Origin of the sequence: Pantoea sp. FN0307 (assembly GCF_050113815.1) — a bacterium.
Lineage (GTDB): Bacteria > Pseudomonadota > Gammaproteobacteria > Enterobacterales > Enterobacteriaceae > Mixta > Mixta alhagi.
The window spans coordinates 1,543,259-1,569,168 of record NZ_JBNJSO010000001.1 but is presented as its reverse complement, the minus strand read 5'-3'; the positions used below and the strand labels follow the sequence as shown (position 1 = coordinate 1,569,168).

Here is a 25,910-nt window from a genome sequence, read left to right as displayed (position 1 = left end):
CGATGATACCCTAAAAACGCGCTAATTCCATGCTTGCAGGCCAATAACCGCTATTTACCTGGATAAAAAAGCGATTTACCTTTTTGCACACTACGCTTTAACACTATGACCTGACGCAATATGTTGGCAACGCAGGCTTTCCATAATAGCTCACTGCCATTGAGAGAGAAGAAAGATGACAACGCTACTCGACCGGTTTTTACACTATGTTTCGTTTGATACGCAGTCGCGTCCGCATGCGCGCCAGGTTCCCAGCACGGAAGGGCAGTGGCAGCTGGCCAGGGAACTGCAGAAAGAGCTAACCGAGCTGGGGCTGAAAGATGTAACCCTCAGCGAGCACTGCTGCGTGATGGCGACCTTACCGGCAAATGTGGATTATCCCACGCCGGTGATCGGCTTTATTTCTCACGTTGATACCTCGCCCGATTTCAGCGGCAAGCATGTTAACCCGCAAATTGTTGAGAACTATCGCGGCGGGGATATTGCCCTTGGCATCGGTGAAGAGATCCTGTCTCCGGTGATGTTCCCGATACTGCATCAGCTGACCGGCCATACGCTGATCACAACCGACGGTAAAACCCTGCTTGGCGCAGATGATAAGGCGGGCGTGGCGGAGATCATGACTGCGGTGGCGCAGCTGGCGCAGGGAGATATTCCGCATGGCGAGATTCGCATCGCCTTTACGCCAGATGAAGAGGTTGGGCGCGGCACCGAACATTTTGATGTGGCCGCCTTTGGCGCGGACTGGGCTTATACCGTTGATGGCAGCGGGCTGGGCGAGTTCCAGTTTGAAAACTTTAATGCCGCCTCGGTGACGGTAAAAATCGTCGGCAATAATGTCCATCCTGGTACGGCAAAGGGCGTAATGGTAAATGCGCTGGATCTGGCGATGCGCTTTCATGCCGAGGTCCCGGCCACTGAGAAACCGCAGTTTACCAGCGGCTATGAAGGGTTTTACCATCTGCATGGCGTTAAAGGCAGCGTAGAGCGTGCAGAGCTAAGCTATATCGTGCGCGATTTCGATCGCGACAGCTTTGAAGCGCGTAAGCAGAAGCTGATTGATATTGCCCGACGTGTCGGTAAAGGGCTGAATCCCGACTGCTATATCGACGTAACGGTAGAAGACAGCTATTACAATATGCGGGAGATCATCGAGGCGCATCCACACAGCATTGAGCTGGCGTTGCAGGCGATGCGCAACTGCGGGGTAGAACCCGATGTGAAGCCGATTCGCGGCGGCACCGACGGGGCCTGGCTCTCTTTTAAAGGCTTGCCCTGCCCAAATATTTTTACCGGCGGCTATAACTATCATGGCAAGCATGAGTTTGCCTCGTTAGATATTATGCAAAAAACGGTAGAGGTGATTGTCGGTATCGCCCGACTGGCAGCTGAGAAAAAATAATAAAAAGGCGGCTGGATCTCTCCAGCCGCCGCAGGCGTTGCTCACCGGCAGATGCCGGCGCTGTTTTTCGCAGAGTCAGTTACCCTTCGTTGAAATACCAGTAACCGTTATTGACCAGTCCGGCCAGCTGCGCCAGAAATGCCGGATCGTCCAGCGCGTCGGCAAAATCCTGCAGGCCCAGCGTCTGTTTGGCCGCCAGCGCATTTAAGGCTGCAGGCCAGGCGGATTCCAGCTGCTCGCCGTTAATAAACACCGCGTCGCCGATTTTCAGCACCCGCAGCCCGCCAAGACGTGACAGCTTATCGCCCTGCTGCAGGGCATCATAAATTTCATCGGGCTGATAGGGCGGCTCCGGCGGCGCAATATCCAGCTCATGACGCGACTGTGAAATAAATTCGCCAAACCACTGACGGAACTGCTCCGGCTGATCGATAACCTCCATCATGAGCTGACGGATGCCGTCGATCTCCTGCGGCAGGATCTCTGCCGGGCAGTCACGCGGCACGATCTCCGGATCGTTGTAGCGGCGGCTGCCCAGCTCGCGAGCCAGTACAAAATCAGCGAAGCCGCTGATCAGCTCGCGTCCGCTCGGCGCACGGAATCCCACGGAGTAGTTCAGCGCATTTTCCAGCGAGTAGCCTTCATGCGGGAATCCCGGCGGAATATAGAGGATATCGCCCGGTTCCATCTCTTCATCGATAATGGCGTCAAACGGTTCAACCTGTAGCAGGTCAGGATGGGGGCAGTGCTGCTTCAGCGGCACCTTTTCGCCAACGCGCCAGCGACGGCGGCCGGTGCCCTGAATAATAAACACGTCATACTGATCCAGATGCGGGCCAACGCCGCCGCCGGGCACCGAAAAGGAGATCATCAGATCGTCGATACGCCAGTCCGGTAAAAAGCGGAACGGGCGCATCAGCGCAGCGGCAGGCTCATGCCAGTGGTTAACCGCCTGAACCAGCAACGACCAGTTATGTTCACCCAGATGATCGTAACTTTCGAACGGGCCGTGGCTCACCTGCCATTTACCGTCCTGCTGACTTACCAGGCGACTGTCTACTTCGTTCTCCATCGCCAGTCCCGCCAGCTCATCCGGAGAGATAGGATCGATAAAGTTTTTAAAGCCGCGTTTCAGGATGACCGGGCGTTTTTGCCAATAATTTTGTAAAAAATCGGTCCAGTTAAGATCGAGCTGATAATCCATAAGGTTTTCCAGTACAGGCGAGAAAGGATAGCAAGTATATACTTGTTATCCTTGAGGTTGCATGTGCGTTGGCGCGCTTTGTTCACTCCGCTAACTTACCTGGCCGGAGAGCGCTGCGCTGCGGCCTTTATGCAACATGAATTACCCAGAGTATAACAGCGGCGACGCGGTTCTACTCAAGGTTATGTTCGACTTCCTGTCGCCGGAAAATCACTTTCATGCGCGCGCCGCCCAGCGCACTGGCTCCGGCTTCAATATCGCCTGCGTACTGCTCCAGAATATCGCGCGCTACCGCCAGCCCTAATCCCTGTCCCGGACGCAGCGTGTCCGCACGCTGGCCGCGCAGAAAGATCATCTCACGTTTGCTTTCCGGAATGCCCGGGCCATCATCTTCCACAATCAGCTGAAGGGTGGAGTCGGTCTGGCGCGCGCTGATTTCCACAAACTCCAGGCAATATTTACAGGCGTTATCCAGCACGTTGCCCATCACTTCCATAAAATCATTCTGATCGCCGACAAAGGTGATTTCCGGGGAAATATCCAGCGTCAGCGAGACGCCTTTACGCTGATAGACTTTATTCAGCGCTGAACAGAGGCTGTCGAGTTGCGCAGAAACCGAATGCAGTTCGCGTTTTAAGGGGTTGTGATCTGCCTGCATGCTGGCGCGATGCAGATAGTAACCAATCTGCTGCGAGATGCGGCTGATCTGCTCCAGCATAATTGGCTCAGCCTGCTCAACAGAGAAGTTTTTACCGCTGCGCAGTGAGCGTAGCGTGCTTTGCAGCACTGCCAGCGGCGTCTTCAGGCTATGGGTCAAATCGGAGAGCGTGGTGCGGTAGCGCGTATAGCGCTGGCGTTCATTGTCCAGCAGCAGATTCAGGTTGCGCACCAGGCTGCGTAACTCCTGCGGCGGATTGGGATCCAGCGCGTCACGCTGGCTGCTCTCCAGCTCGCGAATTTGGCTGGCCAGCGTGCCGATAGGACGCAGGCTCCAGTGCGCTGCCAGCCACAGCAGCGGGATCACCAGCAGCAGGTTAACCAACAGCACATAGCTGAACCATGACCAGACCACGTCGGAGTGTTGCAATTCCTGCGGAATCGAGTCGACCACCACGACTGTCAGCGCGGGCAGGCTGGTGGTGGCGTCATAACGATTTATCGCCACCGAGTGGGTAAAGGTGCCGTCGCCGTTATCATCATAGGCGTGCAGCTTGATTTTGGCCGCCTGATCATCGCCCAGCGCTTTGTCACTGGTCTGATTGCTGGTATCGATTTCGTAAAAGTCGGGCTTTTTCAGCCAGTCAGGACGGATTTTACGGCGAATTTCCGGCACGTCACGCTGCTGCCACAGCAGTCTGCCGCGCTCGTCGTAAATAAAAACCAGCGTAGGCGAGTTTAGCGTCATCTGCTTCGGCTGGGCTATGGTTAGCTGGTTATTCTTCCATTGCGCGAGGGTGTAAAACAGATTGCTTTCACCGCGCATAACGCGATAGGTGGTTTTGTCAAAGCTGACGATATAGCCAACAACCGCAACCATGCCATAGGAAAGAGAGAGGATCAGCACCACGGCAGCCGTCGCCAGCAGAAAGCGGGCGCGGAGCGAAAAAGGGCGTTTGCCCTGTAGGATTTTCATTGATGGTTAAATATCGAAGCGGTAGCCCTGACCGCGAACCGTAGTGATCACTTCCTGCGGATAAGCCGCCTGTATTTTTTTACGCAGCCGACCCATTAGCACATCAATCGTGTGGCTTTCGCGCAGCTCTGCATCGGGGTAGAGCTGCAACATCAGCGAATCTTTACTGACCACCTTGCCTACGTTACGGATCAGAGTTTCGATAATGGTGTATTCAAAGGCGGTTAGTTTGATTGACTGATCGTTTACCGTCAGTTCACGGCGTGAGAGATCGATATGAAAAGGGGCGAGGTTGATAATTTGCGAGGCCAGCCCGCTGTTGCGCCGCATCAGCGCCTGCATGCGCGCCACAACTTCCTCAATATGGAAAGGCTTGGTGACATAATCATCCGCCCCGGCCTCCAGCGCTTCTACTTTCGCCTGCCAGCCTTCGCGCGCGGTCAGTACCAGGATCGGTTGTTTAACCTCCTGAGCGCGCCAGCGACGGATTAACGTCATCCCATCTTCATCGGGCAGCCCCAAATCAACCAGCGTAATATCAGGTGAATGTTCAGCCAGAAAATAATCTGCCTCTTTTGCATCTTCAGCCGCATCGACCTGATGGCCCATTTCACGCAGCTGCACAGAGAGGTGATGGCGCAGTAAACCGTTATCCTCTACAACCAAAACGCGCATATGCCTTTCCTTTACAGATAATCTTGAGTTGAGTATAGAGGGGCACGGATAAACCGAGGGTTAACACAGAGCAATCCCGGACGCCAGGCGTCCGGGAAAAGGCTTTACTTCAGATCGTCGACCATCTGCACTGCGCGACCCAGGTAGTTTGCCGGGGTCATCTGCTTCAGACGGGTTTTCTCTTCTTCCGGCAGCGCCAGGCTGTCAATAAACGTCTGCATGCCAGCCGCGTCCACGCGTTTGCCGCGCGTCAGCTCTTTCAGCTTTTCATACGGCTTTTCAATGCCGTAACGACGCATAACGGTCTGAATCGGCTCCGCCAGCACTTCCCAGTTCTGGTCCAGCTCCGCCAGCAGGCGATCGCGGTTAACTTCCAGCTTGGAGATACCTTTCAGCGTCGCCTGATAGGCGATAAGCGCATAACCCACACCCACGCCCAGATTACGCAGCACGGTGGAATCGGTCAGATCGCGCTGCCAGCGGGAAACCGGCAGCTTGGTCGCCAGATGCTGCATAACGGCATTCGCCAGACCGAGGTTGCCTTCTGAGTTTTCAAAATCGATCGGGTTAACTTTATGCGGCATTGTCGAGGAGCCAATTTCGCCAGCGATGGTTTTCTGTTTGAAGTGATTCAGTGCGATATAACCCCAGATATCGCGATCGAAATCGATCAGGATGGTGTTGAAGCGCGCAATACAGTCAAACAGTTCAGCAATATAGTCGTGCGGCTCGATCTGGGTGGTGTAGGGGTTCCAGCTGATGCCCAGCGAGGTGACGAAAGATTCGCTCAGCTGATGCCAGTCAACTTCCGGATAGGCTGCCAGATGAGCATTATAGTTTCCGACCGCGCCGTTGATTTTGCCCAGAATCTCTACCTGCTCCAGCTGACGCAGCTGACGCGTCATACGGTAAGCGACGTTCGCCATCTCTTTGCCCAACGTCGAGGGGGTTGCAGGCTGGCCGTGAGTACGTGACAGTAGCGGAATATCGCGATACTGATGCGCCAGATCTTTTACCGCATCAATCAGCTGCGTCCAGTAAGGCAGAATCACTTCGCGGCGGGCCGTTTCCAGCATCAGCGCATGAGAGAGGTTATTGATATCCTCAGAGGTACAGGCAAAGTGGATAAATTCGGAAACGGCATGCAGCGCCGGTACATCGGCCACTTTCTCTTTCAGGAAATACTCAACCGCTTTAACGTCGTGGTTAGTGGTGCGTTCAATGGTTTTGATGCGCGCAGCATCATTTTCATTAAAATTGGCCACAATCGCATCAAGGTAAGCGTTTGCGTCAGCGTCAAAAGCAGGAACTTCCTTGATCTCTGCAGTCGCGGCCAGTTTTTGTAACCAGCGAACTTCAACCGCAACGCGGAATTTCAGCAGGCCGAACTCGCTGAAAATGCCACGCAGTGGGCTGACTTTGTCGCCGTAACGACCATCGACAGGTGAGACGGCGGTCAGAGAGGATAATTCCATCAGAGCAACTCCTGGATCGTTAACTAAAGGTCTGGTGCATTCGGCCCGATCAGGCCGAAGGCATACCGGCTAAAATACGTTTCGCCTCACGGATAAGGCGGTTTCGGTAAAACATTAACTGCAGGCGGCCACCGCCAACCTGATGCCAGAGCACAGCGGAACGAATACCCGCCAGCAGGGCGGCGCGCACTTTGTTCTGTACCTGAGAATTTTGTAGCACCGCAGGTGACCCTGTCACCTGAATGCGTGGCCCAAGCGGACTAATCACATCCACATAAATCCCGGCCATGGCGGCGATAATGGTTTCGGAATCGATATCGTAATGGCTCAGCTGGCGATCAAGCTGGGCAATGCGCTGGGCCAGCGTATCTAGGGCAGATTTATTGGCGCTAAGCTTACGCTCCAGCACCATCATACTTAGGGTATAACGCGTCAGTTCCGCTCCCAGCCCCTGACGGCTGGGGTTACTCAGCACCGCCAGCAGCGTTTCAAGACCAAAACGCAGCTGGGCTTCATCGTTACCGTAAACCGCCAGAGTGGAAGAGGGATTAAGATCGAGCAGGCTGCTCAGGGAGGTTTTTAACGCCTGCGCATCGCACTGGCCCTGATGGGCCAGCTGCTGTGCCAGGTGCGCGGACTGGCAGATCCCTGCCAGCGCCAGCGTGATGTCATAATAATTTTTAGCCACGGTTACTCCTGTATACACATCGTAAGCCGCACGCGATTTATGCCGGCACCAGCGGTAAACGCTGTTCGATAATACCGCCGCCAAGGCAAATTTCGCCCAGGTAAAATACCGCGGACTGGCCTGGCGTCACAGCGGCCACCGGCTGCTCGAAGCGCACCTCAATGCGATCATCATCCAGCGGGGTGATAACGCAGGGAATATCTTCCTGACGGTAACGGGTTTTCACTACGCATTGCAACGGCTCACGCAGCGCCTGGCGATCGACCCAGTGCAGCTGTTGCGCAATCAATCCAACCGACATCAGACGCGGATGGTCGGCGCCCTGAGCGACGATCAGGCGATTACTGGCGACATCTTTGTCCACCACATACCAGGGATCGTCATTGCTCTCTTTCATGCCGCCAATGCCCAGCCCTTTCCGCTGTCCAAGCGTATGGTACATCAGACCCTGATGTTCGCCCACCGTCTGGCCATCAACGGTAACGATAGCGCCTGGCTGAGCAGGCAGATAGCGCCCAAGGAAATCGCGAAATTTACGCTCGCCGATAAAGCAGATACCGGTTGAATCTTTTTTCTTCGCGGTCACCAGCTCCAGCTGTTCAGCAATGCGGCGCACTTCCGGCTTCGACAGTTCGCCGACCGGGAACAGGCTCTGTGCAATTTGCTGGTGGCTGAGCGTATAGAGAAAGTAGCTTTGATCTTTGTTGCCGTCGAGACCGCGCAGCAGCTGGCTTTGACCATTGCTGTCCTGGCGGCGCACGTAATGACCGGTAGCAATATAGTCTGCGCCGAGATCTTCCGCCGCGAACTCAAGGAACGCTTTAAATTTGATCTCTTTGTTGCACAGAATATCGGGGTTAGGCGTACGGCCCGCCTTGTATTCTTCCAGGAAATGCTCGAAGACGTTATCCCAGTATTCGGCTGCGAAGTTAACCTTATGCAGCTTCATGCCAAGTTTGTCGCAAACGGCCTGGGCGTCGGCCAGATCATCCGCAGCGGTACAATACTCTTCGCCGTCGTCCTCTTCCCAGTTTTTCATAAATAACCCTTCCACCTGATAACCCTGCTGCTGCAGTAACCAGGCGGAAACGGAAGAATCGACGCCGCCGGACATTCCGACGATCACTTTTTTCTGGCTGTTGTCAGACATGACACACTCACGACAAGGAACAAAAACAGGCGGCGTATTCTAGCACGCGTGCGTCAGCGACGCATCCCCGACGCGGACGTTGCCTGAGCGGAAAGCCATTATCGATAAAACTGCACCATCGACAGCGGATAACGAACGCCGCTCTGCCAGATGCGTACGCTTTCCGCTACCAGCGGCGAACGCAGATGGTTAGCGGTTAAAATCTGCTGCGGCGGCAGCCACCAGCAACGGTCGATATCACTGTCCTGCGGATGGGTTTCCAGACGTTCCGGTAGATCGAGGGCAAACAGAAAACGGATAAAAGGCGTTTTATCCGGCGCGGTCCACTGTTGCACGCCGAGAAAACTGTTCATCTCCGCCTGAATGCCGGTTTCCTCATAAAGTTCACGGCTGGCAGCCTGCAGCAGGCTTTCCTCTGCTTCCAGATGACCGGCTGGCTGATTCCAGGTTGCTTTACCGTTAATGGTTTCTTCTACCACCAGCAGTTCGTCTTCCGCCTGCACAATGCAGGCCACGGTAACGTGCGGTTTGTACATAGGCTGCTCCGGTTAAAAACGATCGGTAATGTCACGCCATTCGCCAGGCGCGAGATCATCCAGCGTTAACGATGCCATACCATAACGAATCAGACGCAAAACAGGAAAGCCAACGTGTGCAGCCATGCGGCGAACCTGGCGGTTACGTCCTTCATAAAGGGTTATTTTAAGCCAGCTGACGGGAATCGATTTACGTTCACGAATGGGCGGCTGACGCGGCCAGAGCCAGGCGGGTTCATCGACGCTTTCTACTTCGGCGGGCAGGGTGGGGCCATCTTTCAGAATAATGCCACTGCGCAGCGCCTGCAGCGCGCTTTCATCCGGCTCGCCTTCAACCTGAACGTAATAAATTTTTCCGGTACGCTTGCCCGGCTGGGTCAGCTTTGCCTGTAGCGCGCCATCGTTGGTCAGCACCATCAGGCCTTCGCTGTCGCGGTCCAGGCGGCCTGCCGCATAAACGCCGCTAACCGGAACAAAATCTTTTAGGGTGGAACGTCCCGCCTCATCGGTAAACTGCGGCAGAACATCATAAGGTTTGTTAAAAACGATCACACGTCGCGGCCCCTTGTGCTGCGGCTTTGCAGGAGCAGGGCGGCTGAATCGTTTAACTCGGTGATTATTAACAACTGTTTTACGCATAAGCTTTGCACTTGACTTGAATGAGCGCATTATAACGCGAAATTGAGATGATTGGCGCGACGGCAATATTCAAGTAGTATTGACGCGCATCTTACAAATCATTAACAAAAAAGCGCTCGAAGGAGAGGTTAATGGAAAGCAAAGTAGTTGTTCCGGCGGAAGGTCAGAAAATCACTCTCGACGATCAGGGAAAACTGGTTGTTCCCGCTAATCCGATCATCCCTTATATCGAGGGTGATGGCATTGGCGTAGACGTTTCTCCCGTCATGATCAAAGTGGTTGATGCCGCTGTGAAAAAAGCCTACAACGGCGAGCGAAAAATTTCCTGGATGGAAATTTACACCGGTGAGAAATCAACTCAGGTGTATGGTCAGGATGTCTGGCTGCCGGAGGAAACCCTTGACCTGATTAAGGATTACCGCGTTGCCATCAAAGGTCCGTTAACCACGCCGGTTGGCGGCGGTATTCGCTCTCTGAACGTTGCGCTGCGTCAGCAGCTGGACCTGTATATCTGTCTGCGTCCGGTTCGTTACTATCAGGGCACTCCAAGCCCGGTTAAGCGTCCGCAGGATACGGATATGGTGATCTTCCGTGAAAACAGTGAAGACATCTATGCCGGTATCGAGTGGAAAGCGGGCACGCCGGAAGCGGATAAAGTCATCAAGTTCCTGCAGGATGAGATGGGTGTAACCAAAATCCGTTTCCCGGAGCAGTGCGGCATCGGCGTGAAGCCTTGCTCTGAAGAAGGCACCAAACGTCTGGTGCGTGCGGCGATTGAATATGCCATTACCAACGATCGCGATTCTGTGACGCTGGTACATAAAGGCAACATCATGAAATTCACCGAAGGTGCCTTTAAAGATTGGGGCTACCAGCTGGCGCGTGAAGAGTTCGGCGGTGAGCTGATCGATGGCGGCCCGTGGGTGAAAATCAAGAACCCGAACAGCGGCAAAGAGATCGTGATCAAAGACGTGATCGCTGACGCCTTCCTGCAGCAGATCCTGCTGCGTCCGGCTGAATATGATGTTATCGCCTGTATGAACCTCAACGGTGACTACATTTCTGACGCCCTGGCGGCGCAGGTTGGCGGTATCGGTATCGCTCCGGGCGCAAACATCGGTGACGAGTGCGCGCTGTTTGAAGCCACCCACGGTACCGCGCCGAAATATGCGGGCCAGGATAAAGTAAACCCGGGTTCCGTGATCCTTTCCGCTGAGATGATGCTGCGCCACATGCAGTGGTTCGAGGCCGCAGACCTGATTGTTAAAGGTATGGAAGGCGCGATTGCCGCGAAAACCGTGACCTATGACTTCGAACGTCTGATGGAAGGCGCTAAACTGCTGAAATGTTCAGAGTTTGGCGACGCGATTATCAACAATATGTAATCGCTGATTAACAAAATATAGCCAACATGGATTGTTAAATTTATGTTGGCTTTTTTGTTTGTGCTGCTTTATTGAATGTTCTTTGCTGAAACAATGAGCATGATTTTATTTTCAGTGAAATATTCACGCAGTGTTTTCGCCGGCCTTCCGAGGATATAGGGGATATCATTCTGAATCATTGACATATATGACATCCTGCTATCCAGCATCTGTGTCACGAAATCAATGTTTGCACTGGCATACCGGTTAGCAGCACTTTTTTCCAGTCCGATGCGGCCTCTTCTGCCGGGCGAAGGGCATTACTGCCCTTAAAGGCTCTCCTGGCAGCCATCAGCCCGTAAGCCGCCAGAAAAGCTGCCCCGCCAAAGCGCAGCACCTGAAGCGCCGCTGGCCATGCCTGAACCAGCTTTCCCGTACCGGCCACGCCGGCCATGATGAGCACAATATCACTGAGTGAGAAAGCTATGACGACAAGAGCAACATACCGTTGCTGCAGCCCCTGACGCAGCGCAAAGGCGTTCTGTGCGCCGATAGCCATGATAAGACCCAGCCCGGTCATAAAACCGGCCGGTATTGCGGACAGGTACATAATTGATCTCTGGTGTTACGCTAAAAGGGAGCCGTCCCGGCACGCGCCGGGAGAGCAAAAGTTATTTCGCATCAGACGACGCGTTGCTGATGAGAACGGTCTGACAGCGTGCGCCGGGCATCATTTTTTCAAGGCCGTCTGTCAGCATTCTGCCGGCCGCATACAGCTCTTCCAGCGGCATTTCCGGCAGGCTCTCAAGGATGAACCACATGCTGCTGTCTGCCACGCTCAGCCGGGTCCGTACGCCCTGCCGCCAGTTCCATCGGCGACAGGTCACGCCGGTATCATCGCGCCAGACAACTTCTCCTGCTTCCGGTGACTCGCTTCCCGGCTGACCGTCCTTCATGGTGTCAAAAATTTCGGTTCCGTCAGCTACAACCAGCTGCGGCATCCCGACGTAAGCCGCAAAGTTTTCACCGCCAACCGGAACGGCATATCGGATGCTGACGGCGTTATACAAATCCACCACCGGATCGAGAGCGGCCATCGTGCCATCCTTTATGACGCGCTTTCTCAAAGCTTCTGCCGAACAGGGCGTGCGCCTGGGTTTTGCACCGAAGGCCCGGAAAATGTCCGCCCATGCGCTGAGGTGCGCCTCTGCCCAGGCAGGCTGCCCTGCCAGAACGGCCTTGCAGGCTTCCTCAAGCGCGACGTCACCAACCCGTTTATCAGCCACGGGGGCCGCCTCTACGCTGATACTGAGCGCACGAAAACCTGGTGCGATGCGGTAAATTTCGGGACTGATTGACGGTAACACGGCTGACATATGATAATCCTGTAATGACTGATTTATTACATGATAATGACCGATGACCAATAAAGTCAATATAACGACCGATGCCGATGCGGCCAGGGTAAACGAGGCCGTTTCCGCGCACATAAAGCTTTACCGCAGCCAGAATAAAATGTCACTTGATGAGCTTTCCCGCCGTTCAGGCGTCAGTAAGGGAATGCTGGTAGAGATAGAAGGATGCCGGGCCAACCCCAGCATTGCGCTGCTCTGCCGCCTTGCGTCTGCGATGAACGTATCCGTGGCTGACTTTGTCAACGTCGCCGGGAGGCCTGCCGTTCACCTCATCGGAGCCAGTGAAATTCCTGTGCTCTGGAAAGGAGAAAAGGGAGGCAGTGCGCGTCTGCTTGCGGGCACGAGCGGGCCGGACATGATTGAGCTATGGGAGTGGGTGCTTTACCCCGGAGAAACTTTTGAGTCTCCCGGACATCCGGAAGGCACCAGTGAACTCCTTTATGTATCCAGCGGAACCCTGACGCTCGTCGTTAGCGACACCACTTACGTGATAAGTTCCGGGGGGGCAGCCGTTGCAAGAACAGACGCACCGCATGCCTATATGAACAGTGGCACGGAGGTAACCATGTTTACCATGACGGTGCATGAGAAAGGCCGCTAAAAAGATCGCTTTGTGCTCTTCTGTGAGCCAGAACCGTAAGATACAGTCTGGTCCGGATTCCCGGGCCAGACCCTCACCGGTCAGACCGGTACGCAAATCTCCGCTTTCATGAACGTAACTGCCTTTCCTTCAATAACGACCCTGTCTTCTTTCAGCTCACAAATCAGATGTCCCCCTCTGAGGGATGCCTGCCAGGCAGACAGTTTGTTTTTACCCAGTTTTTCTGCCCAGTAAGGTACCAGGGTGGCATGTATTGAGCCGGTCACCGGATCTTCCGGAATGCCTGCACCCGGCGCAAAGTATCGTGAGACAAAATCGTACTGACTACCCGATCCCTGACCTGTCACGACCACACCGATAGGCCCCAGCCCGGCAAGCACGTGTAAATCTGGCTGACACGCCCTGACCGCGTCTTCCCCGCTCAGCACCACAAAGATGTTTTCAAAATTACGGAACCAGAATTGGGCCTGATCGTTGAACACCGGACTGATGATTTCCGGAAGCTGGGCCATTTCTTCGGGAGGTATGCACGGTAAATCGAGCAGATAGCCGTCCTCTTTCACCTCAACTCTCAACTGCCCGACGCGGGCTGAAAATGAGAGCGGTCCTGTTATGCCATATTCCGTTACCAGAACGTGGGCGGTCGCAAGCGTGGCATGACCGCAAAAATCCACTTCCACCGTTGGGGTGAACCACCGCAGGTCCCAGCCGTTATCGGCGCGTTTTACGAAAGCCGTCTCAGCCAGGTTATTTTCTGCTGCAATGGACTGCATCGTGCTGTCCGGCAGCCAGTCATTAAGCACCAGAACGGCAGCAGGATTACCGCCAAATACCCGATCGGAAAAAGCATCAACCTGAAACATCTTAAGGAACATCGTAATTACTCTCTCGTTATGTTTTAACCGTATGAATCAGGGTTATCCTATAACCCTTCAACTTAAGAAAACATGCAGTTGATTCTCTGAGCCGTTATACCGTACAGCGCGCCAGCTATGCCTGCTTCTGACATACCGCTGATTGTCTTTCCCCGAATTGGGTTCGCTTCCTGCCAGTTGTGTAAACACCTCACAAGCGGGCGCACTGAGAAAAGGGCTGGCAGACGCCTGCCAGCCCTGAGAGAGTCACGATGCCAGCTTCATCATGATGAGACCGGCCACGATTATCACCGCCGCCAGTATGCGCATCGGGGTGGCCGGCTCGCCCAGGAAGTACAGTCCGGCCAGAAATGATCCCACTGCACCTATCCCGGTCCATATTGTGTAAGCCGTCCCCAGCGGTAGTGAACGCATTATGTAGCGTGCGTATGGCAAGGTCCGTTATAGCGTAAAGTGAACATTAACTTCATACGCATATAATCATTTCGTCGAAAGCGCTCTAAAGATTAAAGGTTCAAATTACAGACGTGCTGAGATTTCAAGTGCAGCAAGAATTACGGGTTCCATTTTCTTCGGGGTAGAGAACGGTGCAAAACGCTTGAGTGGTTTGCCGTCGCGTCCGATCAGAAACTTAGTAAAGTTCCATTTGATTCGTCCTCCCAGTACGCCGGGCAATTCGTCTTTCAGGTAACGAAATACCGGGTGCGTTGAAGTGCCGTTGACCTCCACTTTCTCGAACATCGGGAAGCTCACACCATAATTAATGTGGCAGGTCTGCGCGATTTCGTCAGCACCGCCGGGTTCCTGTTTACCGAACTGGTTGCAGGGAAAACCAAGCACTACCAGACCCTGGGCGGCGTACTTCTTGTAAAGCGATTCAAGGCCTGCGTATTGTGGCGTAAATCCACAATGGCTGGCGGTATTGACCACGAGAACCAGCTTGCCAGCGTAGTCAGCCATAGGGATGAGCTGACCACTCAGACTGGTGGCAGTAAGCTGATGAAAAGTGCTCATATCAAAATCCTCAGAATTACTCATATCGCCGATTCATTGTGTAAGACAGGACAATTGTCTGTCGACAGAATTGCACAAATCCTGATGTTATAGTTTTATCAGTGGCCGGATCGCTCCGTTTAGCCTTGAGGCGCGCTGGCGCCAGCCGTGGCGCAATCAACTATGGTTTAACGTGCTGATGGTAAGTAAATATCTAAAAAGGGTGGTGTTGAACGCACTGATATTAATAATAGCTCTGTTTGTCTTAGACTATTTTACCGTTAATGATTTCATGTCGTTCAAAAATGTATGTAGAGTAATTCTCACGGGTACGCTGGTAGGGTTAATTAACTATAAATTTTTCAGAAATTAAAACTACGTATGGCGAGAGTTATATCTTATTAAAAAGCTCGCTTTGGTGAGCTTTTTCGTATTGGTTCTCTGACGCATAATTATATATTAACTGAAGTTTAATCAGGCCGGGCCACCCACTACAGGCAGCGTTACAGCAGCAACTGTAACCCACTGAGGATGGGTAACATCTGCATTTATTGGATTAATTTCGTCCGTTGATTACTCAATAGCTTTCAGCACATTTGCTGGCAATGGCTGTTTTGACATCACAATGGCCGATGCGCTTATGATTCCGGCAGGAGCTTTCTGCCTACCGTTCCTGGTAAGTAACTTATGAGCCAGGAACAAGATAAAAGGTGTCAGTGAACAGAGCTTTCTCTCCCGAAACACCGCGAGCAGGTGAAATGCAATCTTTCTGATACCAGACGACCTCATCAACCTTAACCTGTGCCGAGCATTTTTCACACTGGATAGTGGCAACGGCTTCATCACTGAAAGATTTTGCCGATGAAGTGAAGCGATCGCATCCGCACTCTGTGCATACCAATTGTATTACTGACATCGTCTCTGACCCTGTTTACGAGGAAGCTAATTAAGAATATTCCTAATTCAGCCGCTTGGCGATAGATTGACCAGTTAATTTTTCGTAAAAGTGAAAACTGACTGTAAAAAACGTCGGATGTAAGTGTGGGTGTGGGTGACAAACAGGGTTGAGGACATAGCACAGAGCACTTGACCTGCCTGAGCACGCTAGTCTGCCTTTTAAGATAAAACCTATCGATTTGATAGGTAAAATTTTAGGGCCAATATTTATTTTTTGACTACGTTTTTATTACAAAAATAAGTATGGAAAAAAAAGATGGCGAAGTTTTACTACCTTGAGAAACTGTCACAGCAAACTATCAAATATCAGATCCACTCTGAAGGATGCATATTACTGCCAGTATGGGGTAAGCGGGACTTTTTGGGCACGTTTTACCACGAACGGGATGCCATAAAAGTGTCCCGGTTGCGGCATCTTGCAACCGCACCCTGTTCGCAATGCTTCGAGAATCCGAGAAAATATCAAATAAAACTCTAACCGCCTTCGGGCGGTTTTTTGTATCTGATTTTATGTGCGCCAGGCACCTGAAAGCCCCATGCCGCTGGTATCGCCAGCGATCGGTATGCGTTTCCCTGAAACCTGCCCACCGAACTTAATGCAACTGGCCTTCATAATGTCGCCGTTTGCTGCTAGATATCCTTTTCATATTCTATTGTCTGTTTCACTGCGCTCAGGGCAAGCCGGAGCTTATCCAAAGTGACCGAGCCCAGCGCGAGGCGAATGGCGTGCGGCACGTTTTGTGAGGTGCTGAATGGCTCTGCGGTAGAAACGGAGATCTGCTGCTGCATTAAACGGTTCACAATTCGTTCAGCTCTGATCTCACAAGGTAGCGGTAGCCAGATAAAGTAGGAATTGGGATGGCTTACCCAGTCACTGTCACCCAGGATCTCGCGGGCAATAACCTGGCGCTGGCGGGCATCACGCCGTTTCAGTAACTCCAGACGCCTGATCGTACCATCCTTAATCCAGCCACAAACAATCGAGACCATGAGGGAAGGCGTATTCCACGTTGTGGCACGAATAGCACGCTCAAGCGCTCCACGCATGTGAGCTGGACAGACCACAGCACCGACACGCAGGCCGGTAGCAATATTTTTCGCAAAGCCGGTGACATAGACCGTTCTTTCCGGTGCATAGCAGGCGAGGGGGGCTGGTGGATGATGGACGAGAAAGGCATAGGCTGCGTCCTCAAGCACGAGGAGATCAAACGTTCTGGCAATGAGGGCGAGTTCCCTGCGCTGAGCATGACTCAGGACCCAGCCAAGCGGATTATGCAGCGTAGGCATTGTATAGATCGCACGAACGCGCCGGCGTTGGCAGATTTGCCTTAACGCATTCAGGTCAGGACCGTCAGAACCTGCAGGTATCGGTGCAAGTTCCAGATGATAAAGCGTGGCCAGAGCTTTAAAACCAGGATAGATGAGTGCATCTACCGCTACCACATCGCCGGGTTTCAGCAGGCCCATCACAGCTATCGTGAGGCCATGCTGCGCACCATTCACAATCAGCACGTCATCCGCAGAGGATGAAATGCCAGCGTTCCTCAGCCATGAAGCAATAGTATTCCGATCGTTTTGTCTCCCGGCGTGAGGTTGGTAACGCAGCCCTGATTCAAGATCACCGGTTGTGGCCAGTGAACGAATCGCTTCACGCAGCAGTTCAGTCTGTTCCGGCAGAGAAGGGTAATTAAAGTTGAGATCCAGAACGTCTGACGCCACGACATGCTGGTCCGTTCCAAGCCCGGCAGGCAACGAAATATCTCGCACAAAGGTCCCACGGCCAGTTTCTCCACTCACAAGGCCCATGGCTTCCAGTTCTGCATAAACGCGGGTTGCGGTTGCCAGGGAAATGCGTTTCTCGGCGGATAGCGCCCTGTGGGTCAAAAGTCGGGTACCTGCCGGAAGGCTGCCGCTTCGGATCGCGCCCGCGTATTCATCCACGATAGCTTTATAGCGCGCCTTCATAAATTGTATCCATGACAATTTTTTGATTGTAATAAATCATGAGGGCTAGCATAGGGACTGTCAATTTTTGAGGCTTGCTGTTTCAGCCATGCTTCAATGCGGGGGTATTGTGGTGACCAATAGAGAGAATAAAGCAGTTCCCGGCGCGGTGTCCGGCTGGATCAATGGCTTACTGGGCGTAATAATATTCAGCGGTTCGCTGCCAGCCACACGAATAGCGGTTCAGGATATGAACCCTTTTTTCCTGACTTTTATACGAGCCTCAATCGCCGGTATGCTGGCAATCATGCTGATCCTGTTTTTCAGTCAGAAACGTCCGCAGCGCCATCAGATAGGCTCTTTAATCATTGTTGCGCTCGGTGTAGTAATGGGTTTTCCGCTGCTGACGGCAATAGCGCTGCAGCACATAACCTCTGCTCATTCAATCGTGTTTCTGGGGCTGCTACCACTGGCTACCGCCATTTTTGGCGTAATCAGAGCAGGGGAAAGACCACGCCTGCCATTCTGGATATTTTCTATAATTGGCAGCCTGTTAGTAGGGGGATTCGCTCTGTCGCAGAGTGTGTCGGTCTCCGCGATCGGTGACTTACTGATGCTGGCCTCTGTAGTTGTCTGCGGACTGGGCTATGCCGAAGGCGCAAAGCTTTCACGTGAAATGGGCGGATGGCAGGTGATAAGTTGGGCGCTGATTATTTCTTTGCCGCTGATGCTCATGGCCACGTTTATCACTATGCCAGAAGATGCCAGTGCGATAAGCGTACGAGGATGGACTGCGCTGGCATATGTCTCCCTTTTCAGCATGCTGATAGGATTTATTTTCTGGTACAAAGGATTGGCTACAGGCGGTATTGCCGCTGTGGGGCAGCTACAGCTGCTGCAGCCTTTCTTCGGGCTGGGGCTTTCCGCCTCGCTGCTATCGGAAACTGTGACTCCTTTGATGCTTGCGGTCACGCTGGGGGTAATCCTTTGTGTCATCGGTTCGCGCAAATTTGCACGTAAAGCATCTTAATGCCGCTGCGGTAGCAACCTACGCAGGGATGGCCGTTTCTGATTCCAGGTTGTCCGCCTCTAAGGGATGCCTGATATGCTGACAGACGATTGTTGCCCAATATCACGGCCCAGTAAGGCACCAGGGTAGCATGTAAGAGCCGGTCACCGGATCTTCGGGGATCGGCGGTTATATGCAACTTTCTATACTTAACAGCGCAACACGATAGAGAGGTTAATTCTGTAAAATGGCATGGATCAGTAAATATCCAAAACGCCGCATGCCATCAGGAAAAGTGAGCAACCATAAAGTCAACGAATACGCGTACTTTGGGTGATAAGTGGCGATTTTGCGGATACATCACGACCACTGGTTTTTCTGGCGTTATAAAGTCGTCAAGCACCCTTTCCAGTTTCCCCTCTTTTACAGCATTTTCAATCATATAATCCTGGCAATAGATGACTCCTGAATCACTAATTGCAGCATCTATCATTGCTTCCCCATCATCCAGCGATAATGTCCCGGCAGGGATGTGCACAATTTTTTGATTATTCCTGAAAAAAAGCCATTCGCTAATTCTTTTTGTCTGAGGAGAAATAAATGACACGCAATTATGATTGCGCAGATCTTCCGGTTTTTCAGGGCGGGGGTGTTGTTGAAAATAATGAGGGGAAGCGGCCACAACGAAACGGGTCACCCCTAAAGAACGTGCAACCATTCGCGTGTCAGGCAAATCACCAATACGCACGATGACGTCAAAACCCTCTTCCACCACATCAACAAAGCGATCGGTTACGCTGGCATCTACCTTAACCTGCGGGTAATGCTGCATAAAGGTAGAAATTACTGGTATCACTCGCGAACGTCCAAAAGCAGCAGGAATGCTGATATGAAGACGCCCCTGGGGGGCATGCTGTGCGTGAGACATCGCGAGCTTAGCGTCATCCAGATCGTTCAGAATTTGCTTACATCGCTGGTATAGCGCAGTCCCATCAGCTGTCAGGCTCAGACTACGGGTTGTGCGGTTAAATAACCTGACGTGCAGTTCATTTTCCAGCCGTGAAACCGCTTTACTCACCCCTGAAGCACTGATACCCAGCTCTGCAGCCGCCACGGTAAAATTACCGCCCTCCGCTGCAGCTACAAAAGCAGCTATCGCGCCAAGATCCATAATGTTGCCTCACTGGAATTTTAGTCATCAATGTAGTGATTTGAGGCTTATATATCAACTTTAGTTTGTTATCTAAAGTGTGCTCTCTGACTATTCATTGAAAGAAAATCATGATCTCTCTCAAAATAAGTAAGCTCGTTGGCTTTACGCTGACCTTTTGCATAACAATCAATTCAGCGATGTTGCACGCACAGGAATTTATCGGCTATGTGGAAAACACCGTCAATCCGGAAGATATGGTGGTCATTCCTGATACCCCGTGGGTGGTCACATCAACAGACAGAACACCAGGGAAATCTAAACCAGGCTATTTATATCTCATTAATTCAGTGACTGGTATCGCTCAGTTGGCTAATGCTAAGGTCGCACCTGTCTCTTCAGCGGGCGATCCAACCTGTAAACCTCTTGATTTAAACGACCTGGCGATGAGTGGGCTTGCCATACGAAGTGCAACTGATGGCGCTCTTCAACTGATGGCGGTAAATCGCGGGAAACGAATGTCGATTGAATTCTTCAACGTTGATCTTTCAACATCTAAACCGGCTTTGGCATGGAGTGGATGTTTGATCATGCCTGATAAAGCTTTCCCCAATGCGGTTACTCCGCTCAGTAACGACAGTCTGGCAGTGACAATTTCTTTTGAAACGGATAATAAAAAATTCATGCAGCAGCTGGAGGATAAGGTTAATACCGGTTACCTGTTAGAGTGGACTAAACAAAAAGGTTTCAAAAGGATTGCTGACAGTGAACTCCCGCTGAATAACGGTCTTAAAATCAGTGCTGATGGCAAATTTTATTACATTGCGGGCTGGGGAAGCGAGAGCATCTTGCGGTTACCTACTTCTTCAGGCAGTGGTAAGGCTCTTCAGGTGAACATTGGTATGAAGCCAGATAATTTGAGTTGGTCCAGCGATGGAAATCTCATAGTCGCAGGCCAGCTTCAGTCAGCAACCAGCATTTTTGATTGTGTTGCTTCTGATAAAGATGTCTGCCCGGTTCCTTTTAAAATTATTGAAGTTGATCCTGATACTTTGGCTACCCTTCGGGTTCTGGTTGATGGTGAAAAGATGAAGAATTACGCTGCTGCAACAACAGGGCTGGAAGTTGGTAAAGAGTTATGGGTGAGTGCTTTTCGCAACACGAAAATAGCCCGTTATCGCCTGGACAAATAACTACTTAACAATGCCGATGGCTAACTCATTACACTGGCAGCCTATTAACCCCATTTTCTTTTGACGTCTCCTTCAGGCACTCGGAGGACAGCAACTGGACGTGCGCTGTTTGCGATAAGCGAAAAGCGCACGGAGCAAGCAACTTGAAATTCATGGTTAAGCAGGCTAGCTTGCTTAAATTGAATGGAAAATTATCTTTTTATAACAGGTAACATCAGTAATGGCTCTGATCCCAAAAAACTATACGCGGCTGGAAAGTGGCTACCGTGAGAAAGCATTAAAAATCTATCCGTGGGTATGTGGACGCTGCTCACGGGAGTTTGTTTACTCCAATCTACGCGAGTTAACGGTTCACCATATCGACCACGACCATACCAATAACCCGGAAGACGGCAGTAACTGGGAGTTATTGTGTCTGTATTGTCATGACCACGAACACTCGAAGTACACAGAAGCTGACCAGTACGGCACAACTGTGGTGGCAGGGGAGGACGCGCAAAAAGATGTGGCGGCCGCAACCTATAATCCCTTTGCCGATTTAAAGTCGATGCTTAATAAAAAGAAATGAGGTTAGAAATGTCCGCTTCTGACACAAAGTAACCCATAGCGGCGGCGTTATGCCGCTGTGAACGAACAGCGGACTTATGCGTTCAGTTCACATCATTTTTTCATATACCTGTTATTCCGGGCGGAGAGGCGGCAGATGCCTTGTTGTTGACTGCTGCGTCAGTGCATCGTTTTCCACCGCGCCCAACAGAACATCAAGCAGCCCGGGGAAGCGGGCATCCAGATCTTCCCGACGCAGTGACAGTAAATTTTCGCGTCCGTAAGGACGCTGCCAGATAACGCCACTGTCTCGTAATACACGCCAGTGGTGAGTTAGCGTTGATTTGGGGATACCGCTCAGCACGGCGCTACAGGCATACTCACCACCGCCAGCCAGTACACGCACCACAGTCAGACGTAGCGGATTTCCCAAAGCCGTCAGCACATTTTCAAGACGTATTTGTTCTGTGTCAGGATGGTTAGAAAGCATCTGGTTACTCCTCGGCTTAGCAACATGCCAACACTCTACTTTAAATTTTATCAGTTGACTAATGTACGAGTACACTCATACATTAATTGTACGTATGTACTCGTACATTAGTTTCTTTGGTTTATATGGAGATTGTTTAATGGCTATTCCCTCACCGGTTTCAGGCATCCCTCGTTTACAACACTGGAGCCTTGCGCTGCTTGCGTTCGCCCAGCTTATTTATTCCCTGGATATCAATATTGTGTTTGTGGCTCTGCCAGTGATTGGCGCGGGCCTGGGATTTTCAGAGCACACGCTTCAGTGGGTGGTCAGTGCTTACACGGTATGCTGCGGAGGATTTTTACTGTTTGGTGGACGGGCTGCAGATCTGCTGGGACAGCGTAGCGTATTTATTAGTGCGTTGTGGGTTTACGCGCTCTCTTCGCTTGCTGGAGGTTTAGCATGGAGTCCTGTTGTCATCGTAATTGCGCGAGCTATACAAGGCATAGGCGCTGCAATGCTGTTTCCATCCACGCTTTCACTTATAAACAGGCTGTTTGAGGAAGGTCCCTCACGCAACAGAGCACTGGCTATATGGGGCGGCGCCGGAGCAAGCGGCCTGACGCTGGGATCGCTTGCCGGAGGTATTCTCACCAGTTTTTATGGCTGGCCGGCAGTGTTTTTCGTCAACGTTGTTCTGGCAGCTATCGCGATTTCTGCTGCTTTTTTCGTCTTACCCAAGGATAGCCTGCGCAATGAGCGCCGCCGTTTCGATTTTCCGGGCGCTTTGACAGTAACCGTGGGAGCAACCCTGTTGGTTTATGCCATGGTTCAGGGACCGGAAGACGGCTGGCTGTCAGGACATATCCTTTTATCACTGGTTCTGGCAGCTGTATTTCTGTTGACGTTTGCTGCCATTGAGTCACGCAGCCACGATCCACTGATGCCGGTACGCTTATTCAGAAACCGTAGTCTGGTCACAGGCATGGTAATTACATTCATTTATATGGGAACCTTTGGTGCTCTGCCTTATTTTCTGACAGTTATGTTTCAGAGCGTTATGGGGTACAGCGCCCTGCAAACTGGCCTGGCATTTATTATTCCTTCGCTGGCAATTTTTGCCGGGACGCAGCTCGGAGCCCGACTGGCAAATTGCCTGCCGGTGCGCACGACGTTACTGGCCGGTTTTTTGACCGGAATCGCCGGGACTCTGGCAATGGTGCCGGCAGTCTTTTCAGGCGCGTCTTATGCAGAAATACTGCCCGGGTTGGCCATTTCAGGAGCAGGCCAGGGAATTGTATGGACGGCAATGTGGATAGCTTCTGGCGCTGGCGTAAAGCATAACGAACAGGGGATCGCTTCAGGCATGGCATCCACAACGCTGAACGTGGGTAATGCTATTGGTATTGCTTTGCTGATAGCCTTATCCGGAAGTGGGGCCGAAAATCTGCAACGGGAAACCTCTGTGAGCAGCCTCGAAAATGCCATACAACTTGCTTTTTATCTGGCTGCAGCCGGACAGATGGCGGGACTTCTTGTTTCCCGTCTGTTGCCCTTCAAAGCTGCGACTGGTGTATCAGCAGAAACGACGTAACTGAAAATCAGTCTTCTTCTGTATCCGTTTCCAGATGAAAAACAGGCGTATCAAAGGCTTGCTGTCAGGCAGGTTTCACTAACGTTAATCTTCTGCGTTACCGGCTCACGCTAACGGGGAGTGAGAGGCTTAACGTGCCGATATGTGCCAGCTTGTATGTGGATGTCAGCTTCTGGCATGGGCTGCTGTAGCAGCCCTGACAAGCTCAAACTTCTATCAACTCAAATATCTCTAACGCATCATCGACTTCAATATCCAGCTATCGAACAGTGCTTTAGGGGTTTTTGTGTCCTGACAGTAACTGAATCACCCGCAGGTTCTTTGTCTTCTTATAGATCAGATATGGCTTGGGGGTTGTATTATCTGGTTGAGATGTGTTGGGAAGAACCTACCCGGGACTTGAAAAGATGATACTTTCAGTTTCACCAGCTCACAGCCCCGAAGCCTACTGTTCAGGGCCATGTTAAACAGCGCTAAATCGCGTAGTTTTCCTTCCAGCTTGAGTCTGATACGAATTCCCCAGATATGAGATAGCTGAAGAAGTCGTTTTTGACCAATGATACGGCTTTTGTTCCAGAGTAGCGTGGTCATGGATTGGATCCTATATATCCAGAAACCTTTATTTCGTCTGTTACCCGATCACCTAAATATAAAGCACTGCGGTTTTCCTATAGTCCACTTATGGCAGAGAGAGGACTAACACTGGAGTAAGGTCCGCTATGAGCGAAAGCGGACGTTACTGGATTAATTCCAGTTACTTTCATGAACCTTTGTAAACGATCAGTAATGTACCAGCCCGCCGTCTACAGCATACTGGCTGCCGGTAACATAGGATGCATCATCGGAAAGGAGGAAAAGTGCAACTGCAGCAGCCTCTTCTGCAGTTCCTGCGCGACCCAAAGGAACCTGGCTTACTACAAAATCTTCAAACTGCTGACGCGCCTCTTCTGGCATAAAGTGCCTGAAGTTAGTTTCAATCGGACCTGGTACCAAAGTGTTGGCGCGGATACCGCGTTCAGCAAACGCAGATGCCCAGCTTTTGACCATAGCGATAACGGCGCCTTTCGTCGCTGCATACAGGCTTGTCATCGCCGCTCCTTCATATACAGATGAGGATGAAGTCACCAGAACGGATGCACCTGAATTAAGTGATCTGGAGAGAGCTGCCAGCTGTAGCATCGGACCGCGCACATTAGCGTTCATCATGCGATTAAAAGAATCTGCCGTTACAGATTCCGGGGAGCCCACCTCTGCGAAGCCGGCATTAAGCCATAATCCATCAAGTGATCCCCAACCGCTAATAGCTTCTTCCAGCGCATTTATGTCAGCTTCGCTTGCAGCATCGCTTTTCACAATAAGCGATGTTACAGGAAGCAGGCTGCGTGCATGTTTCAGCCTTTCTTCATTAAGCCCCGTAATGGCTACATGACCGCCTTCAGTGACAATGCGCTGAGCGCCTGCCAGCCCCATACCACTGGTACCGCCCGTGATCAGTATACGTTTACCCTGAAATCTTCCCATGCTTACTCCCTTTACTTGGCTGCGGAATCAGCATTTACCTTACGTAAACAAAACACTATTCGTCATCTGTTTCATTACGCAACGATAGCATTACTGCTTGAATGTCCGCTTCTGGCAAAGGCGGACATGCGTACGGGGTAAGGTCTGCTATAAGCAAAAAGCAGACCTAATGTCCTGTGTAAATACCCATCTGCCAAAAAATTAATAACTGATGGATATGTTGAACGATAAAGTTAATGTTTTTAAGCGATTAACTAAAGCTTAACCCGTTGCGAATTGATAGCATCTCTCGGTATAAACCTCTTACACCCTTGAGATAGGGGGCATGCATAAGGAGAACTATGATGATTTCAAAGGATAATGCAGAGCATTATATATGGGGTGGCAATTGCGATGGTTGGTACCTGGTAAACCGCCAGGACATGCTGGTTATTCATGAAAAAATGCCTCCAGGCACCTTCGAAAAGCGACATTTCCACTCAGTTTCCAGACAGTTTTTCTTTGTTCTTAAAGGTGTTCTTTCAATGGAGCTGGAAGGTGAAATGCATAATATTAAGGCCCTGCAGGGATTAGAAATTCCGCCGGGCTCCAGGCATCAAGCCAGAAACGATACTGAATCTCCCGTAGAGTTTATTGTAATTTCACATCCGACCACACGAGGGGATCGTTCTGACCTCCCACCATCCTGATGCCACGTACTAACTGTAATAGCTGACCTTAACATAAGGTCAGTGCGTTATTTACTAACATAACTGGATATGAGCAACGGGGAGCAGGTCACCCTCACTTATTACATCCTCCCGATGTGTGCCAAAGACTATAGCATCGCAATAAACTCATAAGGTATTGTTACCTTTTTCCCATTGGAGTTACTTTA

25 protein-coding genes and 1 pseudogene are annotated in these 25,910 nt (G+C 51.5%); 8 read left to right on the top strand and 18 right to left on the bottom strand.

All coding sequences use genetic code 11. The features are described from left to right. Nucleotides 1-175: 175 nt before the first annotated feature. On the top strand, nt 176-1,402 hold the full coding sequence (gene pepT, locus ACQE3Z_RS07445; RefSeq protein WP_426972993.1) for a peptidase T: 1,227 nt from the start codon (nt 176-178) through the stop codon (nt 1,400-1,402). Between the two features lie 79 nt (nt 1,403-1,481). Here the strand turns inward: pepT and ACQE3Z_RS07440 are convergent, their stop codons facing one another. The 8 genes from ACQE3Z_RS07440 to rluE form a co-directional block, all read right to left on the bottom strand. Next, the gene (locus ACQE3Z_RS07440) at nt 1,482-2,606 is read right to left on the bottom strand and encodes a cupin domain-containing protein (RefSeq protein WP_250652410.1); all 1,125 of its coding nucleotides are present in this window, start codon (nt 2,604-2,606) and stop codon (nt 1,482-1,484) included. Nucleotides 2,607-2,778: 172 nt separating this feature from the next. Continuing rightward, a complete protein-coding gene (phoQ, locus tag ACQE3Z_RS07435) occupies nt 2,779-4,239 on the bottom strand; it encodes a two-component system sensor histidine kinase PhoQ (protein ID WP_426972991.1) in 1,461 nt (486 codons plus the stop codon). Nucleotides 4,240-4,245: 6 nt separating this feature from the next. Further along, nucleotides 4,246-4,914 carry a two-component system response regulator PhoP gene (gene phoP / locus ACQE3Z_RS07430; RefSeq protein WP_085072073.1) on the bottom strand — a complete coding sequence of 223 codons (669 nt, stop codon included), beginning with the start codon at nt 4,912-4,914 and terminating at the stop codon, nt 4,246-4,248. 104 nt (nt 4,915-5,018) lie between these two features. Next, nucleotides 5,019-6,389 (bottom strand): adenylosuccinate lyase, encoded by a 1,371-nt coding sequence (gene purB, locus ACQE3Z_RS07425; protein ID WP_426972990.1) that lies wholly within the window; start codon nt 6,387-6,389, stop codon nt 5,019-5,021. A 49-nt stretch (nt 6,390-6,438) separates the two neighbouring features. After that, complete coding sequence (gene hflD / locus ACQE3Z_RS07420; RefSeq protein WP_426972989.1) at nt 6,439-7,077, bottom strand: high frequency lysogenization protein HflD; 639 nt, start codon at nt 7,075-7,077, stop codon at nt 6,439-6,441. 37 nt (nt 7,078-7,114) lie between these two features. Continuing rightward, complete coding sequence (gene mnmA, locus ACQE3Z_RS07415; protein WP_250652413.1) at nt 7,115-8,227, bottom strand: tRNA 2-thiouridine(34) synthase MnmA; 1,113 nt, start codon at nt 8,225-8,227, stop codon at nt 7,115-7,117. Nucleotides 8,228-8,325: 98 nt separating this feature from the next. Next, the gene (locus ACQE3Z_RS07410; RefSeq protein WP_250652414.1) at nt 8,326-8,763 is read right to left on the bottom strand and encodes an NUDIX domain-containing protein; all 438 of its coding nucleotides are present in this window, start codon (nt 8,761-8,763) and stop codon (nt 8,326-8,328) included. Between the two features lie 12 nt (nt 8,764-8,775). After that, nucleotides 8,776-9,432, bottom strand: a complete 657-nt coding sequence (gene rluE, locus ACQE3Z_RS07405) for a 23S rRNA pseudouridine(2457) synthase RluE (protein WP_426972988.1) — start codon at nt 9,430-9,432, stop codon at nt 8,776-8,778. Between the two features lie 101 nt (nt 9,433-9,533). Here rluE and icd point away from each other — a divergent pair, with 101 nt between their 5' ends. After that, complete coding sequence (icd, locus tag ACQE3Z_RS07400; RefSeq protein ID WP_250652415.1) at nt 9,534-10,787, top strand: NADP-dependent isocitrate dehydrogenase; 1,254 nt, start codon at nt 9,534-9,536, stop codon at nt 10,785-10,787. A 214-nt stretch (nt 10,788-11,001) separates the two neighbouring features. On the opposite strand, the gene ACQE3Z_RS07395 is transcribed toward icd, so the two are convergent. Both ACQE3Z_RS07395 and ACQE3Z_RS07390 read right to left on the bottom strand, forming a co-directional pair. Next, nucleotides 11,002-11,376, bottom strand: coding sequence for a LysE/ArgO family amino acid transporter (locus ACQE3Z_RS07395; RefSeq protein ID WP_426972987.1), 375 nt, complete (start codon nt 11,374-11,376; stop codon nt 11,002-11,004). A 61-nt stretch (nt 11,377-11,437) separates the two neighbouring features. After that, the gene (locus ACQE3Z_RS07390) at nt 11,438-12,142 is read right to left on the bottom strand and encodes a B3/B4 domain-containing protein (protein ID WP_426972986.1); all 705 of its coding nucleotides are present in this window, start codon (nt 12,140-12,142) and stop codon (nt 11,438-11,440) included. Nucleotides 12,143-12,185: 43 nt separating this feature from the next. Here ACQE3Z_RS07390 and ACQE3Z_RS07385 point away from each other — a divergent pair, with 43 nt between their 5' ends. Further along, the gene (locus ACQE3Z_RS07385; RefSeq protein ID WP_426972985.1) at nt 12,186-12,782 is read left to right on the top strand and encodes a helix-turn-helix domain-containing protein; all 597 of its coding nucleotides are present in this window, start codon (nt 12,186-12,188) and stop codon (nt 12,780-12,782) included. 80 nt (nt 12,783-12,862) lie between these two features. Here the strand turns inward: ACQE3Z_RS07385 and ACQE3Z_RS07380 are convergent, their stop codons facing one another. The 4 genes from ACQE3Z_RS07380 to ACQE3Z_RS07365 form a co-directional block, all read right to left on the bottom strand. Then, entirely contained in the window at nt 12,863-13,645 is a 783-nt protein-coding gene (locus tag ACQE3Z_RS07380) for a PhzF family phenazine biosynthesis protein (RefSeq protein WP_426972984.1), read from the bottom strand. A gap of 258 nt (nt 13,646-13,903) precedes the next feature. Then, nucleotides 13,904-14,071 carry a DMT family transporter gene (locus ACQE3Z_RS07375; protein ID WP_426972983.1) on the bottom strand — a complete coding sequence of 56 codons (168 nt, stop codon included), beginning with the start codon at nt 14,069-14,071 and terminating at the stop codon, nt 13,904-13,906. A gap of 105 nt (nt 14,072-14,176) precedes the next feature. Next, complete coding sequence (locus ACQE3Z_RS07370) at nt 14,177-14,671, bottom strand: glutathione peroxidase (protein WP_426972982.1); 495 nt, start codon at nt 14,669-14,671, stop codon at nt 14,177-14,179. A 1,566-nt stretch (nt 14,672-16,237) separates the two neighbouring features. Continuing rightward, nucleotides 16,238-17,572 (bottom strand): PLP-dependent aminotransferase family protein, encoded by a 1,335-nt coding sequence (locus ACQE3Z_RS07365; RefSeq protein ID WP_426972981.1) that lies wholly within the window; start codon nt 17,570-17,572, stop codon nt 16,238-16,240. Between the two features lie 109 nt (nt 17,573-17,681). Here ACQE3Z_RS07365 and ACQE3Z_RS07360 point away from each other — a divergent pair, with 109 nt between their 5' ends. Continuing rightward, nucleotides 17,682-18,581, top strand: coding sequence for a DMT family transporter (locus tag ACQE3Z_RS07360; RefSeq protein WP_426972980.1), 900 nt, complete (start codon nt 17,682-17,684; stop codon nt 18,579-18,581). Between the two features lie 265 nt (nt 18,582-18,846). On the opposite strand, the gene ACQE3Z_RS07355 is transcribed toward ACQE3Z_RS07360, so the two are convergent. After that, a complete protein-coding gene (locus ACQE3Z_RS07355) occupies nt 18,847-19,731 on the bottom strand; it encodes a LysR family transcriptional regulator (protein WP_426972979.1) in 885 nt (294 codons plus the stop codon). Between the two features lie 110 nt (nt 19,732-19,841). Here ACQE3Z_RS07355 and ACQE3Z_RS07350 point away from each other — a divergent pair, with 110 nt between their 5' ends. Then, nucleotides 19,842-20,903 (top strand): hypothetical protein, encoded by a 1,062-nt coding sequence (locus ACQE3Z_RS07350; RefSeq protein ID WP_426972978.1) that lies wholly within the window; start codon nt 19,842-19,844, stop codon nt 20,901-20,903. Between the two features lie 220 nt (nt 20,904-21,123). Next, complete coding sequence (yajD, locus tag ACQE3Z_RS07345; RefSeq protein ID WP_085072056.1) at nt 21,124-21,471, top strand: HNH nuclease YajD; 348 nt, start codon at nt 21,124-21,126, stop codon at nt 21,469-21,471. Nucleotides 21,472-21,582: 111 nt separating this feature from the next. Here the strand turns inward: yajD and ACQE3Z_RS07340 are convergent, their stop codons facing one another. Next, the gene (locus tag ACQE3Z_RS07340; protein ID WP_426972976.1) at nt 21,583-21,939 is read right to left on the bottom strand and encodes an ArsR/SmtB family transcription factor; all 357 of its coding nucleotides are present in this window, start codon (nt 21,937-21,939) and stop codon (nt 21,583-21,585) included. Nucleotides 21,940-22,078: 139 nt separating this feature from the next. On the opposite strand from ACQE3Z_RS07340, the gene ACQE3Z_RS07335 reads away from it, so the two are divergent. After that, nucleotides 22,079-23,512: an MFS transporter gene (locus ACQE3Z_RS07335; RefSeq protein WP_426972975.1), complete on the top strand. Its 1,434-nt coding sequence runs from the start codon at nt 22,079-22,081 to the stop codon at nt 23,510-23,512. 259 nt (nt 23,513-23,771) lie between these two features. Here ACQE3Z_RS07335 and ACQE3Z_RS07330 read toward each other — a convergent pair. Next, nucleotides 23,772-24,103 (bottom strand): annotated as a pseudogene (locus ACQE3Z_RS07330) (hypothetical protein). A 189-nt stretch (nt 24,104-24,292) separates the two neighbouring features. Further along, nucleotides 24,293-25,033, bottom strand: a complete 741-nt coding sequence (locus tag ACQE3Z_RS07325; protein ID WP_426972974.1) for an SDR family oxidoreductase — start codon at nt 25,031-25,033, stop codon at nt 24,293-24,295. 344 nt (nt 25,034-25,377) lie between these two features. On the opposite strand from ACQE3Z_RS07325, the gene ACQE3Z_RS07320 reads away from it, so the two are divergent. After that, nucleotides 25,378-25,722 (top strand): cupin domain-containing protein, encoded by a 345-nt coding sequence (locus ACQE3Z_RS07320; RefSeq protein ID WP_426973088.1) that lies wholly within the window; start codon nt 25,378-25,380, stop codon nt 25,720-25,722. Nucleotides 25,723-25,910: the final 188 nt, after the last annotated feature.

Excerpts from the sequence above, each read along its gene's own strand:
- ACQE3Z_RS07410 (WP_250652414.1), bottom strand. The coding sequence starts at position 8,763 with ATGTACAAACCGCACGTTACCGTGGCCTGCATTGTGCAGGCGGAAGAC.
- mnmA (WP_250652413.1), bottom strand. The coding sequence starts at position 8,227 with ATGTCTGACAACAGCCAGAAAAAAGTGATCGTCGGAATGTCCGGCGGC.
- ACQE3Z_RS07350 (WP_426972978.1), top strand. The coding sequence starts at position 19,842 with ATGATCTCTCTCAAAATAAGTAAGCTCGTTGGCTTTACGCTGACCTTT.
- ACQE3Z_RS07325 (WP_426972974.1), bottom strand. The coding sequence starts at position 25,033 with ATGGGAAGATTTCAGGGTAAACGTATACTGATCACGGGCGGTACCAGT.
- ACQE3Z_RS07370 (WP_426972982.1), bottom strand. The coding sequence starts at position 14,671 with ATGAGCACTTTTCATCAGCTTACTGCCACCAGTCTGAGTGGTCAGCTC.
- icd (WP_250652415.1), top strand. The coding sequence starts at position 9,534 with ATGGAAAGCAAAGTAGTTGTTCCGGCGGAAGGTCAGAAAATCACTCTC.
- ACQE3Z_RS07365 (WP_426972981.1), bottom strand. The coding sequence starts at position 17,572 with ATGAAGGCGCGCTATAAAGCTATCGTGGATGAATACGCGGGCGCGATC.
- ACQE3Z_RS07320 (WP_426973088.1), top strand. The coding sequence starts at position 25,378 with ATGATTTCAAAGGATAATGCAGAGCATTATATATGGGGTGGCAATTGC.
- ACQE3Z_RS07395 (WP_426972987.1), bottom strand. The coding sequence starts at position 11,376 with ATGTACCTGTCCGCAATACCGGCCGGTTTTATGACCGGGCTGGGTCTT.
- yajD (WP_085072056.1), top strand. The coding sequence starts at position 21,124 with ATGGCTCTGATCCCAAAAAACTATACGCGGCTGGAAAGTGGCTACCGT.
- purB (WP_426972990.1), bottom strand. The coding sequence starts at position 6,389 with ATGGAATTATCCTCTCTGACCGCCGTCTCACCTGTCGATGGTCGTTAC.
- pepT (WP_426972993.1), top strand. The coding sequence starts at position 176 with ATGACAACGCTACTCGACCGGTTTTTACACTATGTTTCGTTTGATACG.
- rluE (WP_426972988.1), bottom strand. The coding sequence starts at position 9,432 with ATGCGCTCATTCAAGTCAAGTGCAAAGCTTATGCGTAAAACAGTTGTT.
- phoQ (WP_426972991.1), bottom strand. The coding sequence starts at position 4,239 with ATGAAAATCCTACAGGGCAAACGCCCTTTTTCGCTCCGCGCCCGCTTT.
- ACQE3Z_RS07390 (WP_426972986.1), bottom strand. The coding sequence starts at position 12,142 with ATGTCAGCCGTGTTACCGTCAATCAGTCCCGAAATTTACCGCATCGCA.
- ACQE3Z_RS07340 (WP_426972976.1), bottom strand. The coding sequence starts at position 21,939 with ATGCTTTCTAACCATCCTGACACAGAACAAATACGTCTTGAAAATGTG.
- ACQE3Z_RS07335 (WP_426972975.1), top strand. The coding sequence starts at position 22,079 with ATGGCTATTCCCTCACCGGTTTCAGGCATCCCTCGTTTACAACACTGG.
- phoP (WP_085072073.1), bottom strand. The coding sequence starts at position 4,914 with ATGCGCGTTTTGGTTGTAGAGGATAACGGTTTACTGCGCCATCACCTC.
- ACQE3Z_RS07380 (WP_426972984.1), bottom strand. The coding sequence starts at position 13,645 with ATGTTTCAGGTTGATGCTTTTTCCGATCGGGTATTTGGCGGTAATCCT.
- ACQE3Z_RS07375 (WP_426972983.1), bottom strand. The coding sequence starts at position 14,071 with ATGCGTTCACTACCGCTGGGGACGGCTTACACAATATGGACCGGGATA.
- ACQE3Z_RS07385 (WP_426972985.1), top strand. The coding sequence starts at position 12,186 with ATGACCAATAAAGTCAATATAACGACCGATGCCGATGCGGCCAGGGTA.
- ACQE3Z_RS07355 (WP_426972979.1), bottom strand. The coding sequence starts at position 19,731 with ATGGATCTTGGCGCGATAGCTGCTTTTGTAGCTGCAGCGGAGGGCGGT.
- ACQE3Z_RS07440 (WP_250652410.1), bottom strand. The coding sequence starts at position 2,606 with ATGGATTATCAGCTCGATCTTAACTGGACCGATTTTTTACAAAATTAT.